The sequence below is a fragment of the Mesorhizobium sp. LNHC252B00 genome (assembly GCF_000502955.1).
In the GTDB taxonomy this organism is placed as follows: domain Bacteria; phylum Pseudomonadota; class Alphaproteobacteria; order Rhizobiales; family Rhizobiaceae; genus Mesorhizobium.
On sequence record NZ_AYWO01000011.1, the window covers coordinates 162,260 to 176,421 of the forward strand.

The 14,162-nt window shown below is 61.0% G+C and carries 10 protein-coding genes and 6 pseudogenes; 14 read left to right on the plus strand and 2 right to left on the minus strand.

The genetic code is table 11. The features are described 5' to 3' along the window. Nucleotides 1-73 precede the first annotated feature (73 nt). The 4 genes and pseudogenes from X744_RS153760 to X744_RS1000000173815 all read left to right on the plus strand — a co-directional run. Entirely contained in the window at nucleotides 74-1,810 is a 1,737-nt protein-coding gene (locus X744_RS153760) for an adenylate/guanylate cyclase domain-containing protein (protein ID WP_023759946.1), read from the plus strand. 186 nt (nucleotides 1,811-1,996) lie between these two features. Beyond that, nucleotides 1,997-2,479, plus strand: a complete 483-nt coding sequence (locus X744_RS153755; protein ID WP_245266663.1) for a GNAT family N-acetyltransferase — start codon at nucleotides 1,997-1,999, stop codon at nucleotides 2,477-2,479. A gap of 155 nt (nucleotides 2,480-2,634) precedes the next feature. Further along, nucleotides 2,635-2,751, plus strand: a pseudogene (locus X744_RS1000000175205) (transposase); the annotation flags it as partial. Between the two features lie 5 nt (nucleotides 2,752-2,756). Continuing rightward, nucleotides 2,757-2,909: pseudogene (locus X744_RS1000000173815) on the plus strand (transposase); the annotation flags it as partial. A gap of 1 nt (nucleotide 2,910) precedes the next feature. On the opposite strand, the pseudogene X744_RS0137145 reads toward X744_RS1000000173815, so the two are convergent. Further along, nucleotides 2,911-3,267, minus strand: a pseudogene (locus X744_RS0137145) (transposase); the annotation flags it as partial. Between the two features lie 299 nt (nucleotides 3,268-3,566). On the opposite strand from X744_RS0137145, the pseudogene X744_RS1000000175210 reads away from it, so the two are divergent. Then, nucleotides 3,567-3,871, plus strand: a pseudogene (locus tag X744_RS1000000175210) (hypothetical protein); the annotation flags it as partial. Nucleotides 3,872-4,216: 345 nt separating this feature from the next. After that, nucleotides 4,217-5,609, plus strand: a pseudogene (locus X744_RS01000000169815) (PRC-barrel domain-containing protein). Nucleotides 5,610-5,887: 278 nt separating this feature from the next. On the opposite strand, the gene X744_RS153750 reads toward X744_RS01000000169815, so the two are convergent. Beyond that, on the minus strand, nucleotides 5,888-6,283 hold the full coding sequence (locus X744_RS153750; protein WP_023759950.1) for a hypothetical protein: 396 nt from the start codon (nucleotides 6,281-6,283) through the stop codon (nucleotides 5,888-5,890). 1,107 nt (nucleotides 6,284-7,390) lie between these two features. Here X744_RS153750 and X744_RS153745 point away from each other — a divergent pair. From X744_RS153745 to X744_RS1000000175215, 8 genes and pseudogenes are all read left to right on the plus strand, one after another. Then, the gene (locus X744_RS153745) at nucleotides 7,391-8,593 is read left to right on the plus strand and encodes an ABC transporter substrate-binding protein (protein ID WP_031260363.1); all 1,203 of its coding nucleotides are present in this window, start codon (nucleotides 7,391-7,393) and stop codon (nucleotides 8,591-8,593) included. A gap of 77 nt (nucleotides 8,594-8,670) precedes the next feature. Next, on the plus strand, nucleotides 8,671-9,537 hold the full coding sequence (locus tag X744_RS153740; protein ID WP_023759953.1) for a branched-chain amino acid ABC transporter permease: 867 nt from the start codon (nucleotides 8,671-8,673) through the stop codon (nucleotides 9,535-9,537). A gap of 5 nt (nucleotides 9,538-9,542) precedes the next feature. After that, on the plus strand, nucleotides 9,543-10,517 hold the full coding sequence (locus X744_RS153735; RefSeq protein WP_023759954.1) for a branched-chain amino acid ABC transporter permease: 975 nt from the start codon (nucleotides 9,543-9,545) through the stop codon (nucleotides 10,515-10,517). Between the two features lie 4 nt (nucleotides 10,518-10,521). After that, nucleotides 10,522-11,301 (plus strand): ABC transporter ATP-binding protein, encoded by a 780-nt coding sequence (locus X744_RS153730; protein ID WP_023759955.1) that lies wholly within the window; start codon nucleotides 10,522-10,524, stop codon nucleotides 11,299-11,301. A 2-nt stretch (nucleotides 11,302-11,303) separates the two neighbouring features. Continuing rightward, a complete protein-coding gene (locus X744_RS153725) occupies nucleotides 11,304-12,026 on the plus strand; it encodes an ABC transporter ATP-binding protein (protein WP_023759956.1) in 723 nt (240 codons plus the stop codon). 8 nt (nucleotides 12,027-12,034) lie between these two features. Then, nucleotides 12,035-12,775: an aspartate/glutamate racemase family protein gene (locus X744_RS153720; RefSeq protein ID WP_023759957.1), complete on the plus strand. Its 741-nt coding sequence runs from the start codon at nucleotides 12,035-12,037 to the stop codon at nucleotides 12,773-12,775. A 102-nt stretch (nucleotides 12,776-12,877) separates the two neighbouring features. Then, a complete protein-coding gene (locus X744_RS153715) occupies nucleotides 12,878-13,582 on the plus strand; it encodes a GntR family transcriptional regulator (protein WP_023759958.1) in 705 nt (234 codons plus the stop codon). A 37-nt stretch (nucleotides 13,583-13,619) separates the two neighbouring features. Next, nucleotides 13,620-13,822 (plus strand): annotated as a pseudogene (locus tag X744_RS1000000175215) (IS91 family transposase); the annotation flags it as partial. Nucleotides 13,823-14,162 lie beyond the last annotated feature (340 nt).

Below are 14,162 nucleotides of genomic sequence, written 5' to 3' on the forward strand. Positions count from 1 at the left end.
AAGTCAACCTGATAGACTTTTGAAATGGTCGGCATAAAATTCGCTTTTCTGCTTTCAATGAAAGCAACGCGAAATGGCCGAAGAACGCCCCCAACGCCGCCTTGCCGCCATATTGGCTGCCGACGTGGTGGGCTACAGTCGACTTCTGGACGTGGACGAGCAAGGAACGTTGGCCGCGTTAAGGAGGAGGAGGAAGGAAATTCTCGAACCGCTCGTGCGCGACCGTAAAGGCCGTATTGTAAAAGTGATGGGTGATGGCGTTCTGGTCGAGTTCGGAAGCGCCGTGAACGCCGTGTCATGCGCCGTGGACCTTCAGAAGCGGATGGCGGCCGCAAACGAGGGTGTGACCGCCGACCGGAGAATCAACCTGCATATCGGCATCAATCTGGGCGATGTCGTCGTCGAGGACGGCGATCTGTTCGGCGACGGCGTCATTGTCGCAGTGCGGCTCCAGGCAATGGCCGGGGCAGGAGATGTCTTTGTGTCCGGCAGCGTCTACGACCAAGTCAAGCGGAAGCTCGATTGCGGCTTCGACGAACTTGGTCCGCAAGCGATCAAGAACGTCACCGAACCGGTGTCAGTCTACCGGATCTCGTTGTCGACCGCGTCGGACGATGGCGGGCTCGCAGAGAAAGCGCCTCTGCAGCTCCCCGCCAAGCCGTCCATTGCCGTCCTCCCCTTTACGAACATGAGCAATGATCCGGAGCAGGAGGCATTTGTCGATGGCCTCACCGAAGACTTGATCACGGATCTGTCGCGGACAAGCGAGTTGTTCGTCATCGCCAGCAACTCGGCATTTGCATACAAAGGCAGGCACGTTGATGTGCGTCGCATCGCGCGCGAATTGGGCGTTCGCCATCTTCTTGAAGGTAGTGCACGGCGGGCCGCTGGACGGGTGCGTATCAACGCCCAACTGATCGACGCGATCGCGGGTGACCACCTTTGGGCCGAAAGATTCGACCGCAGCCTAGAAGATATCTTCGCTGTTCAGGATGAGGTGACCGGCAAGATTGTCGAGGCTCTGGTTGGCCGCCTGACCACAGCGCCGGCGCGCAGCAGACCGAGCAACCTGGAGGCTTATGATATCTGTGTGCGTGCCCGGGCCCTTGGTCTGCAAACGGCGCTTACCGCGAAAGAGGCCATTTTGCTGCTGGACCGCGCAATCGCGCTCGACCCGGAATACGCGGAGGCGCACCGTTGGCTGGCACTCAACCTCTGGCTGGGCTGGGAGTTCTGGGACGAACCGATGGACCCCAACCGCGCAAGAGCGCTCGCCGAAGCGCAGCTGGCGGTCGAACTCGATCCGAACGACGCCGGGAACAGATGGGTATTGGGCGTCATATTGGGACATGAGAGTCGCTGGGCGGAATCGGATGCCGAATTCAATGCTGCCCACGAGCTGGATCCCAACCACGCCGATGCTTGGGCTATGCGGGCCGAATTGACGACGCAAAAGGGCCGACCTGCCGAAGCCATAGACCAGGTCCGCAGGGCACTGCGACTCAACCCTCACCCGCCCGGTTGGTATTATTGGATGTTGGGTCAGGCCCAATATGCCATGGGCGACTACGAATCCGCGATCCAAACGCTGCGCAGGCCCGAAACCTATCGCACGACTTCACGGCGCCTGCTTGCAGCAAGCCTTGCGCAACTTGGCCGTTTGGAGGAAGCGCGCTGGGAGGCGAAAATGTTCATGATGAGCAATCCGCACTTCACTATCCGGCACTGGTCGGAATCGCAGCCATTCCCGGCCGAAGACGTGCGACGGCACATCGAGGAAGGTTATCGCATGGCGGGCCTGCCAGCATGACTGTCATTAGTTATAGCTTCGGCCTGCTGTCGTCAGGCGTCCCAAGCCTGTCGCAGCAGCGAACATTTGGTCTTCTGACGGAACGAAATTCGCCATATCGAGCGTTTGTTTCGCCTCACGTGGGGCTTGAACATGGCTAGTGAAGACTTTCGGCACCGGATAGCACGACGCGAGGACCTCGCCTCCATGATTGCGCTCATGGACGCAGCGATCTCCGAACTCCAGAAACCGTTTCTCGACGATGACCAGATCCGATCCAGCCGCGCAATCATGGGGCTGGACACGCAGCTTATCGATGATGGCACCTATTTCGTCGTGAAGCACGACGGCGTCCTGGCAGGGTGCGGTGGCTGGAGCCGGCGCACGACCATGTATGGTGGCGATCAGTTACCGGTACGCAACGCGGCACTGCTTGATCCAGCCACGGACGCGGCACGTATCAGAGCCATGTATACGCATCCGGACTTTGTCCGGCGAGGCGTCGGCCGTCTTATCCTTTCACTTTGTGAACGTGCCGCTAAGGCTGAGGGCTTCCGCCGTGCCGATCTGGCAGCCACGATGGCAGGAGAGCCGCTCTATCGAGCCTGCGGCTACCAACCCGCCGAGAAATTCGTCGATGACCGTGGCGGCGCTCCGGTTCCAATCCTGATGATGAGCAAGACGCTCTGAGCCACGGCTCAAAGGTCACTCGCTCGCGGCCGGCACTCGCTCCGGCCAGTATGGCAGCAGGAGAATGCTGGAGATTGAACCAGGCCATCTCGAACGAAAGAGAACTTCGTCCGTGAACTATCCGCAAGCCATTGATGGCATCCTGATTTTCATTTTGGACACGGGCTCGCGAGGCGGGCCTGATCGCCAGCCAGGCAGTGCTGGTGGCGATCGGCGTGGATTGGGAGGGCCGGCGCCAGGTTTTGGGCGTTGAGCTGGCCAACCGGGAGAGCCATNCGAGGAAAGCTATCCGTATCTCATTTTGGACGCGCGCTACGAGCGGGCTCGCGAGGCGGGCGTGATCGCCAGCCAGGCAGTGCTGGTGGCGATCGGCGTGGATTGGGAGGGCCGGCGCCAGGTTTTGGGCGTTGAGCTGGCCAACCGGGAGAGCCATGGGCGTCGGAGACGACGAGCTTGACGCCGCGCAGGCCCGTCGGCTTGCGCAGGAACTCCGTCCAGGTCGGCTCGGCCTCAGACGTGCCGATCTCCATGCCCAGCACCTCGCGTCGGCCGTCCGCATTGACGCCGACAGCGATAATGACGGTGACCGAGACGATGCGGCCGCCGCAGCGCACCTTCAGGTAGGTGGCGTCGATCCACAGATATAGCCAGTCGCCGTCGATGGGTCTTTCGAGGAACGCTTTGACCTTGCCGTCGATCTCTTCGCACAGCCGGCTGCCCTGCCTCTTGGAGATGCCGCTCATGCCCATGACCTTGACCAGGTCATCGACCGAGCGGGTCGAGAGACCTAGGTGTGAGCTTTCAGAGGGTTGTCCATTCGGACCGGACCGAGGAGACTGGAGTTACCAAGCTGCAGCACTCACCGGAGGGTCCGAATGAACATCCACAAGAATGCCCGTCTCACGCTTGAACATGCCGCAGCGGCCGGACGCCATGATGATCGCCGACGCGAAGGGCGCAACGCCCTATTCCGGCGTTCTGGCCCGACGCCATGAGTGCCGTAGCGACGAAACCGACCGGCAGCGCAACGCCGCCGGGCTTGCGGTCTGGGAAATGAGGGCGGGACATCGGGACGCGACTTCGCGGCTTCGAGCTTCTCGGTCGGATTGAACGTCGGTATAGCCTCCCAGAGGGGTACTTCAAAGGAAAGCTCCCGCATCGGGCACGATCAGCGACCGGACATATGGCTCGACGATATCGGTCCGGCTGAACGCAGACGTCTGGCGTGGCATCTTCCCGAAGATTTCAACTCGCGTCCGACTGTCGAACAGGAACAAATCTTGGAATGGGTGCGTCGCGTGATCATTTCGGGCTCAACCGACTAACGACGTTTTCAGGCGGCAGCTATCAAGCAGCGTTTTTGCCATACGATTTCCAGGCGTGTCTTATGGCCAAACCGATTAGCCGATCGCGATAACACTGAAAATTTCGAGATTCGCGAGTTGAGGGAACCTTCGCAGATCCAGACTTGTTCGCGGTGTGATCGATGCGCCGCCTACGCCGGCAATGGAAATGGCGAGCTGATCCGCTTCAAGACGTCAACGCCTTACGGCGGAAGTCAAACAGCGTTTTCCGAGGAGCGGAATGCATAGCAGGAGCGAAGGAGAGGTGGCCAATATACCATTGAGTTTTGCCGGAACAACGGCGCTGTCCCAACGTTGTGAATCGTGAAGTGCCGCGCCCGATGTCCCGCAGGGCCGCGCGGCCTATACGAAATCAGGCACAGGAGAGACTATCATGATTCGCACCCTTTTAGCCACCACCGCCCTCGCGACATTGATCGCGACAGGCGCGTATGCGCAGAGCACGAGCACCCCGACGCCTGCCGCCCCACCATCCGCGCAGGAGCCCGCGGTCACCGCTCCGGTACCCCGCGCCGAGGGCAGCATCGTCACCAACATCATCGGCGAAACCGTCTACAACGGCACCAGTGACAATGCCGAGAATATCGGCAAGGTCAGCGACGTCGTCTTCGACAAGAACGGCCAGGCGAAATCCGTCGTCATCGGCGTCGGCGGCTTCCTGGGTGTAGGGACGAAGAATGTCGCCTTCGATTTCGACAAGCTGCAGTGGGCTGAGAAGAACGGCGACCGCTGGCTGGTGGCGCAGACCACCAAGGAGGAGTTGCAGGCGCAGCCGGANTCCGGGCAAGAGGAAAAAATCGTCCACCGGGACCTGGCTGGTCGCCCAAACGACCAAGGACGAACTGAAGGCACGGCCGGACTTCGACAGCAACGCCTATGCCCCGCCGCCCGCACCATTGACGACCACGCAAGCTCCGTCGGCTTCCGCCCCGACCACCACCGCGCAGGCCCCCGCCACGAACACCGCCCCGGCAGAGCCGGTGAAGCGGGCCGATGGCAACCTTGCCACCAACATTCTCGGCGAGACCGTCTACAACGGTACGGGCGATGACGCGCAGAATATCGGCAAGGTCGAGGACATCGTTCTGTCCAAGGAAGGCAAGGCGCAGTCCCTGGTCATCGGCGTGGGTGGTTTCCTTGGTCTGGGCACCAAGAACGTCACCTATGATTTCGACAAGGCACAGTGGGCGGAGAAGAACGGCAACCGCTGGCTGGTGGCGCAGACCACCAAGGAGGAGTTGCAGGCGCAGCCGGATTTCAATCGCAAGGCCTACGACCCTGCACCGGCCACAACGGCATCCAATCAGCCGGCTGCAACCGCCCCAGCCGTGACCACGGCCCCTGCCGCCGCTCCCGCCAACAAGACGGCCGCGGCCCCTGCGGCCACTACGGCACCTGACCAGACAACGACCGGGGCAATCGACAAGTCCACGCTCAAGCAGATGCCGATTGGGGAAATCCGAGGTGACGATCTGAAGGGCACGACGGTCTACGGTGCCAATGATGCCAAGGTCGGCCAGATCGGCGATGTCGTGCTGACGCCGGACAAGAAGCCCGACGCGGTGATCGTCGATGTCGGCGGCTTCCTTGGCATAGGTTCGAAGGAAGTGGCGGTCGGCATGGACAATTTGAAATTCATGACCGACAAGAATGGCAAGAAGTATCTGTACACGACATTCACCAAGGAACAGCTCCAGGCACAGGCCGCCTATGACAAGGGCAGCTATGCACAGAGGCGTGACCAGCAGCGAATGGTCGTGCGGTAGCTAGAATAGGCGCCCCGGCGAGTACAGCCGCTATTTGGCTCCGCTCGCCGGATCTCTTACGCCAAGAGGGGTAGCAGTGCCGTGACTTTTCCGCCGTCGTAGCACTTGCGGCATCCATTGTCCGACTTCTGCCAAGGACGGACGCGCGCGGCGACATTCACGGTCTGGCCGAAATAGTCGAGGTTGTCGTTGAGTGTCACGGCGATCGACCGTCCACGGTGGGCCCCGATCTTGAGGATGAACCCTGGCCCGTCATGCTCGTCGAACTAAACTTCGGGTCAGGGCCTGCCGCGCGGGATATATCCGGCGTTGCGTAAAGCGCCGATGAAGAGGCTTGCCGGGCCGGTGATACTCGTCCTGGCCTGCATGGGCAACGGCAGAGTGTTCCAGTCCGCCAACGGAGCGATAAAGGTGGAGAAAGTCCCATTGACCATGCAATGGCTGATCACCGAGCCCTGCTTGTCCAGCGCCAGGATGCCTGTCTGATTGCTCGGATATTCGATGGCGGCGATCCGTTGCATTTCCAAGTCGCCATCGATGCGCAAATCGAAAAGCAGGACGCCGTGGCTTCTGCTGGCGATTTCTGCGACTTTTTCGGTGAAGCCAACGGGAAGCGCACGAACGCCGTCGACCGCCATCCCGAAAACAAGCGCGTCCAGCTCTTCCGCCGCCATGCCAAGATTTGCTCCCAAGAAGATCAGGATTGCAATTGATCAGTTGGTTTGTGCACAACCATCCCACTCGCCTCTTTTCGACCAAACATGATCAAAGAATTACTCGATCGGCGGCGAGTCTCGACACCGGCTTGGGGCCAAGTTTAATACAGAGCGACCGCATTTGGCCGGTGCCGAATGTCGAGCGGACCCGCAAAACCGCCTGATCCAGTCGGCCCTCCGACCCCGACGTCCAGGCCGAACAGTCTTGCAAATCCATCGGCCGCAGTGCATTCCGGCTATCTGTCGACCGGAGTGGAACTGCTGACACAACTGCCTCGCATGCCGCGTCGGAGTGCTAACCGCCTTCGCCCTCGACCAGATCTCGCAAACCGATTGTGTTGGGGAATTGCAGCGGTCTTTCGGAACGATTCGGGCTTTCGTTCGTTGTTTCGGCGCCGACCGGCCAGTGCGCCACCTCCATCGCTTGGAAGGAGAAAGGGCAGCCGCAACGCTGGGAGAACAGCCGCCGGTCGGTAGGTCTGCGTAATCTTAGGGGCCGTTGTCGGCCGGCGAGGAAATCACCTTCACCATCCTGGTGGTATGGGTTCGTCTTCACAGTGGCAGTGGAGGCCTTTGTCGCCCGCCGCAGTGCTAGTGGGTGGGGAATTTCCACGAGAGCCAATCGCCGCCACAGTGCCAGTGGAAGCCCTTGTGAACTGTGGGGTAGATGCTAGTGGGCAACCTAACCCCATCCGCCCCTCACTGCGGACCAAATCGCCTGCGTAGTGCTAGTGGAGATGTTATTAAGCGGTTCTAATGTTCGACCGTCACAGCACTGGTGTCCCTATCGGAAAGAGCAGGCAGCGGCCAGGATTTGTGATAGTTCGAGTCACCGATTGTGGCTAAGTTGGCTAGCAAAATCAGCAGGTTACTGCGAACCGCCAGGTCGATCGATTGCAGCAGCGCATCGGATGCGGACTGCGTCCTTCATCTACGACCTTACAGATTGTCAACAATCTGTAAAACTTTTGTTGACAAATAATAGATTCGAGCCTTCACTCACAAAAGTCGCGTATCGGTCGAGTTCTGTCGCAACAATGCGCGGCCTCCAAAGGGGAAAGAACAATGATCAATAGACGTTCAATAATCACATTCGCCGCGCTCGGCCCCGTCTCTGCGCTGGCAATCATGGCCGGCGGCACAATCACGGTGCACGCCGCCAACAAGGAACTCAAGATCGGCTTTGTCGGCGTCACGAGTGGCGCGGCCGCTGCGTGGGGCACATCCAACGTCCGCTCGATGCAGACGCGCGCCGCCTGGATCAACGAAACCGGCGGTGTGAAGATTGGTGACGAGACCTATGACATCAAAATTGTTACCTTCGACGATCAGAAGGACCCGAAGCGGGCGATCGCCGGCATGGAGAAGATGGCCCAGGAGGGCATCCACTATGTCGTCGGTCCGAATGTCGACGACGGCGCGGCGGCGGTGCGCCCCGTGGCAGAATCCAAGGGCATCATCTATTTTCCCTACGCATTCCCGAAGGAACTCTACACCCCGCCGGCGTCCAATGCCGTGCTCGGCATGATCGCCAACTACCAGTCAGCTCCGGCGATCTACAAATATCTCAAGGAAAACAGGGGCGTGAAAAAAGTTGCCTTTGTCGCCGCCAACGAATCCGATCCGCTGAGCCAGCGGGATGGCGGTGTTGCCGCGGCAAAGGCGCTCGGGCTTGAGGTTGTGGCTGCCACGGACGTCTACCAAAACGATACCCGCGATTTCACCCCGGTACTGACGCCGATCGTTTTGCAAAAACCGGACCTGCTGGTGCTTTCGGGTGTCGCGCCCGGCAATGCGCCGCTGCTGATCCGCGCCGCGCGCGAGCTCGGCTACGAAGGTCTGATCTCCACCGAAACGGCGCAGGATGCCAAGGTGCTGGAAGAGGGCGCGGGCGAGTTGGCCAACGGCTTCATCTCAGTCGGCGGCGCATCGACGCCCGAAATCGCGTCCGACATGATGAAAGAGTTCGTCGACCGCTATACGAAAATGTTCGGCGAATACAATGACGAGTCCAACACCAAGGTCTACGCGCTCGAATACATCATCGAGACGCTGAAGGCGAACCCGGCCGCGATCAACAATGTCGAAGAGTTCAAGAAGACGATCGACACTTTCTCGGCACCCAATCCCTATCTGAAGGGCGATGCCAAGCTGACCTATGTCGGAATGACGTCGTTTGGCCAGAAGCGCCAGCTTTCGGTCCCGATGGTGGTCACGGAATACCGCGACGGCAAGTTCGAGACGCTCTTCGTCGCTCAAGTCGATTGACGCAACTGCACTGAAGCGGATTGCCGCAGAGGCTCGTGCATTCGCCTTGAGCCTCTGAATGGCCGGGAACCATCCTGATGGAACAAGTCATCGCCAACGGGCTTTATCTTGGCGCGCAATACGCCTTGATCGCGCTCGGTCTGACCCTGATCTTCGCTCTGATGAACGTGCTGAACTTTGCCCATGGGCAGATGTACGTTCTCGGTGGCTTCGTCACCTACACCGTCTATGGCCAGCTCGGCATGCCTTTCGTCGTCGCCCTCGTCGCGTCCGGGATCACGCTGCTGGTCATTGGAGCGCTGGTCGAGAAATTCCTTTTCAGAACGGTGATTAGGCGAAGCGTGCGGGAGGAAAGTACGATGCTTCTCGCGGCGGCGGTCGCATTCTTCCTCGACGCCGTGATCCTCCTGCTGTTCGGTGAAAAGCAGCGCGGCGTGCCGAAGATCGTCAGCGGCGTCTTCGTCTCCGACGGCCTCATAATGCCTTACGACCGGCTGCTGGTCGGCGCACTCGCCATACTGTTCATCGCCTCCTTCGTGCTTTTCATGCAGTATAGCAAGCCGGGACGCGCCATGCGGGCGCTGGCGCAGGACCGGATCGCGGCGCAGCTTATGGGCGTCGACGTCGACCGCTATTCGATGATCGGCTTTGCGCTTGGCGCCATGCTTGCCGGCATAGTCGGCGGACTGCTGGTCGCCATCACCGGCGTCAATTCGGGCATCGGCGGGCCGATCTCGATCAAGGCGTTCTTGATGGTGATGATCGGTGGAGCCGGCGTCGTCAGCGGAGCGATCGCCGGCGGCTTCATCCTCGGCATGATGGAATCGGTCGGCCTGACGGTGCTACGCCACTATGGCGACGTCACCTATCTCGTCATCTTCGCCGCGCTGATGGTCTTTCTCAGCATCCGCCCCAACGGGCTCATGGGCAAACCGTGGGGATGATCGACATGAAGCGTACACGCAACATCTTCGCCGTCGCTGTCTTCCTGCTGGTCGTACTCATCGGCGTGCCCTGGCTGATCGAGGCGACCGGTCGGCTCGACCTCTACTACACGCTGACCTCGGTCGCTTTGCTGAGCATCGCCAGCGCCGGCGTGTGGGTGACCTTCTACATCGGCCGTATCAATATCGGCCAGGGTGCCTTCGCGCTTATGGGCGGCTATGTTTCGGCCATCCTTGTCGTCCAGCACGGTTTGTCGTTCTGGCTGACACTGCCGCTGGCCGGGCTGTTCTGCGCCGCTGCAAGCGTGCTGATCGGACTGCCCATCCTGAGGCTCCGCGGCGTTTATTTCGCGATGGTCACGCTGGTGTTGACCGAAGTGGCGCGGCTGCTGGCGCTGGCGCTGCCGATCACCAACGGCGCCAAGGGCATGGTGAGCATTCCGCTCCCCGGCGGCATTTCGATCTTCGGCCTGACCATCCTTCCCGATTTCGCAACGCTCGCCAATCCACGCCCGGCGTTCTATCTCGTTTCGGTGGTGCTGATGGTGCTGTGCTTTGCCGGGCTTTACCGCCTTGTCCATTCGCGCATCGGCAAGCTCTGCCAGTCGCTGCAGCAGAACGAGGAACTGGCCTCCTCGATCGGCGTCAACATCGCCTATCTGCGCGTCATCGCCTACGCCATCTCCTCGTTCCTCGGCGGTCTCGGCGGCGCAATGTTTGTTGCCATTTCGCAGTCGATTTATCCGTCCAGCTTCACCGTCACCGACTCGGTGAACTTCATGCTGAACTGCTTCCTCGGCGGGCTCAGCTACGTCTTCGGGCCGATGATCGGCACCTTCGTGCTCTATTTCGGCTGGGATTTCCTGTTCGAGACCGGCGAGTTCCAGTTGCTGATCTTCTCGTCGGTGCTGATCGCGCTGATGCTGTTCCTTCCCAACGGCCTGCTCAGCCTGCGGCTGTTCGGCAAGAAGCAGGGCTAGGACCATGACCGAACTTCTCCAGATCAAGGCAGTGACCAAACGCTTCGGCGGACTGATCGCGGTCAACAACGTTTCCTTCGCGGTCCGCGAACGCGAAATCCTCTCCGTGATCGGTCCCAACGGCGCCGGCAAATCGACGCTGTTCAAGCTGATTTCCTCTTTCCTCAGTCCGAGCTCGGGCGAGGTGCTGTTTCGCGGACAGCGGATTTCCGGCCTGGCGCCGCATATCGTCGCCCGGAAGGGCGTCGTTCGCACATTCCAGGAGACGACGATCTTCAAGGGCATGACCGTGCGCGACAACGTCATCATCGCACATCACCTGCGTTCCAATGCCACCCTTGCCGGCTTCTATCTTGGCACGATTACAGCGCGGCGCGATGAGGCCGAATTCGGACGATCCGCCGACGAGATCATCGATTTCCTCGATCTCGGCGCGCAACGGCATGAGATCGCGAGCACGCTGCCGCACGGGCATCTGCGCGCGCTGGGGATTGCCATCGGCCTCGCCACCAACCCGACCGTGCTCCTGCTCGACGAACCCTTTGCCGGCATGAACCACGACGAAACCGTGCGTGCGGTGAAAATGGTGCGCGGCGTACGCAAACGCGGCGTGACCGTGCTACTCGTCGAGCACGACATGCCCGCCGTGATGAACATTTCCGACCGTATCGTCGTCCTGAACTTCGGCGTCAAAATCGCCGAGGGAACGCCTAAAGAAATCCAAGAGAACGAAAAGGTCATCGAAGCCTATCTCGGCGCCGAAGACGAGACGATCGGATTTTAGCCATGAGCGAACTGCTGAGCGTCTCCAATGTCGAACTCTACTACGACCACGTCTATGCGCTGAAGGGCGTGTCGCTGAGCGTCAACGAGGGCGAGACGGTAGCGCTGATCGGCGCGAACGGTGCGGGCAAATCGTCAATCCTGCGCGCAATCACCGGCCTGAAAAAAGTCCGTAGCGGCGAGATCCATTTCCAGGGCCGCCGCATCGACAAAACGCGGCCGGACGAGCTGGTCAGGATGGGCATCGCTATGGTGCCGGAGGGCCGGCGCGTCTTTTCCTACATGACCGTGCGCGACAATCTGATGATGGGCGCATTCACCCGCACCAACAAGGCCGACATCGCCACGACGCTGGAGATGGTGCTCGGGCGTTTTCCGCGCCTGAAGGAACGCTATTCGCAGACGGCGGGCACGATGAGCGGCGGCGAACAGCAGATGCTGGTGATCGGGCGGGCGCTGATGGCCAAGCCGAAGCTGCTCTTGCTCGACGAACCCTCGCTCGGCGTCGCGCCGAAGCTCGTGCAGGACATCGCCCGCTCGATCGTCGCGATCAACCGCGACGAAAAGGTCAGCGTGCTGCTGGTCGAGCAGAATTCGCGCATGGCGCTGCGCATCTCGCAGCGCGCCTACGCACTGACGACCGGAACGATCGCGCTGGCCGGAGATTCGGCTGAGCTGCTTGCCGACGATCGGGTCAAGAAACTCTATCTCGGCGGCGAAATATGAAGGCGCAAATGGACATACTCGTCGTCAATCCCAACACCACTGCGTCCATGACCGAGAAGATCGGCGAGGCGGCACGCGGCGCGGCTTCGGCCGGCACCAGGATCATCGCGACCAATCCGAAGGATGGGCCGCCGAGCATCGAAGGCTATTTCGACGAGGTCTTCGCCATCCCGGGAATGATTGGCGAGATCCAGAGACATCCGGCGTCGAGCGCCTGCGTCATCGCTTGCTTCGACGACACCGGCCTCGACGCAGTACGCTGCGTTGGCGAGATGCCGGTGATCGGCATCGGCGAAGCGGCGTTTCACATGGCCAGCCTGATTGCCGGCAAGTTCAGCGTGGTGACGACGCTGTCGCGTTCGGTGCCGGCGATCGAGCACAATCTGGTGCGCTACGGCCTCGCCAGCCGCTGCGCCAGGGTACGAGCCAGCGACGTTCCCGTTCTGGAGCTCGAAGTGCCCGGCTCCAACGCCCGCCATCGAATTTCGGAGGAGATCGAGCGCGCCATCCGCGACGACCGGGCCGAAGCGATTGTGCTGGGATGCGCCGGCATGGCCGACCTCGCTGCCGCGCTCAGCCGCGAACATAGCCTTCCCGTGATCGACGGCGTCGCCTGCGCAGTAAAACTCTGCGAGAGCCTCGTCGGCCTTGGCCTGTCGACCTCAAAGCGCGGCGGCTACCAGGTTCCACTCGAAAAATCCTTCGCCGGAATCTTTGCGCCCTTTTCGCCCACCGGCCGTGCATCCTGATGCGTGCAAAATTGTTGACATTCCCACACAGGATGTTTGATGTGCGGCCGGAAACGCGGTGTTCGCGCCGCTATGCGATCCGGCCGCCGGGACAATGAGACGATGGACCTGCTTGGGCCAAAGCCACGGGATGGCGACAAGCCGACGATGCGCTGGTTTCCGGTCTATGCCGGCCTGCGCGACGCCATCGTCAGCCACCGCATCGCACCGGGCACAAAACTACCCGAGGACGAACTCGCCTCGATCTATTCGGTGAGCCGCGCGGTAATACGCGCGGCGCTGCAGGCACTGTCGCATGACCGCTTGGCTCGGCTCGAGCCGAACCGCGGCGCGTTCGTCGCCCAGCCGACCAAGCAGGAAGCGCGCGAGGTGTTCGAAGCGCGGGCGCTGATCGAGCCCAAGGTCGCGGCGCTTGCCGCCGAAGTGGCAAAGCCGGCCGAGGTCGCGCAACTGCGGCTTCATCTCGAAAAAGAGCACGAGGCCCTGCATGCCGGCCGCGACAGCGACGCCATTATGCTGTCGGCAAAATTCCATATCGGCATCGCCGAAATCGCCGGCCATTCTATCCTGACCGGCTTCGTCAAAGACCTGCTGTCGCGGTCGTCGCTGATCATCGCGCTCTACTGGCGCCGCCGCGACACCACCTGCGAAAGCCACGCCCATCACGCCCTCGTCGATGCCATCGAAAAGCACGACGCACAAAACGCGTCCGACCTGATGCGAAGCCATCTCGTCGAACTTCTGTCGGGCCTTGATCTGTCGCTTGGCGAGAAGAAGCCCGAGAGCCTGTCGGACATCTTGCGCTGATCTGCGCTGTCAAACTCTTCGCCAAGCTTCGCATTCGGTGCGCGTGCTCGGCAAGCTGTTCCGCCGCCTGTTCCTCTCCCGGTTGGTCGCGCTGCACGACGCTAGCCGGCTCGCCTTCTTCGGCGCAATTGCTCATCTCGCGGAACGGGGGCATTCCTGCGCCACCTGTCGCCGGTCCGGAAGAAGTGCTGGGTGGTCTACGCCAAGGCGCCCTCCGCCGGCCCGGAGGCGGTGCTCGCCTAGCCTCCATAACCAAAGTGGCGGAACTCGGGGGCGGCTATGGGATCGAGTTCCGTGGACCGGCCCAAGTGGGGCCGATTGAGCCGGAAGTTCCCATGAGAAGGTAGCGCAGTGTTCCCGCGCCGCTTCTTCATGCGGCTCCGGAGGGGCGCTCGATATTTCGCAACTGCTTGAAATCGGCGGCCGATGGCCTGACTTTTATGCTTTGAGCGACTGAGAACTGGGCCTGTCAGGCCCGGCGCGATGCAACGACCGCTTCGGCCAAGACGGTGCTGCTCTTGTGCCCGCCGAGCCGGCGCAGCGGTTCGTTTGAAATAGTATCTCATCCCAGTGTGTGTGT

What these genes read in the sequence shown, in the direction of transcription:
- X744_RS153760 (WP_023759946.1), top strand. Translation starts at nt 74, where the DNA reads ATGGCCGAAGAACGCCCCCAACGCCGCCTTGCCGCCATATTGGCTGCC.
- X744_RS153755 (WP_245266663.1), top strand. Translation starts at nt 1,997, where the DNA reads ATGATTGCGCTCATGGACGCAGCGATCTCCGAACTCCAGAAACCGTTT.
- X744_RS153750 (WP_023759950.1), bottom strand. Translation starts at nt 6,283, where the DNA reads ATGGCGGCGGAAGAGCTGGACGCGCTTGTTTTCGGGATGGCGGTCGAC.
- X744_RS153745 (WP_031260363.1), top strand. Translation starts at nt 7,391, where the DNA reads ATGATCAATAGACGTTCAATAATCACATTCGCCGCGCTCGGCCCCGTC.
- X744_RS153740 (WP_023759953.1), top strand. Translation starts at nt 8,671, where the DNA reads ATGGAACAAGTCATCGCCAACGGGCTTTATCTTGGCGCGCAATACGCC.
- X744_RS153735 (WP_023759954.1), top strand. Translation starts at nt 9,543, where the DNA reads ATGAAGCGTACACGCAACATCTTCGCCGTCGCTGTCTTCCTGCTGGTC.
- X744_RS153730 (WP_023759955.1), top strand. Translation starts at nt 10,522, where the DNA reads ATGACCGAACTTCTCCAGATCAAGGCAGTGACCAAACGCTTCGGCGGA.
- X744_RS153725 (WP_023759956.1), top strand. Translation starts at nt 11,304, where the DNA reads ATGAGCGAACTGCTGAGCGTCTCCAATGTCGAACTCTACTACGACCAC.
- X744_RS153720 (WP_023759957.1), top strand. Translation starts at nt 12,035, where the DNA reads ATGGACATACTCGTCGTCAATCCCAACACCACTGCGTCCATGACCGAG.
- X744_RS153715 (WP_023759958.1), top strand. Translation starts at nt 12,878, where the DNA reads ATGGACCTGCTTGGGCCAAAGCCACGGGATGGCGACAAGCCGACGATG.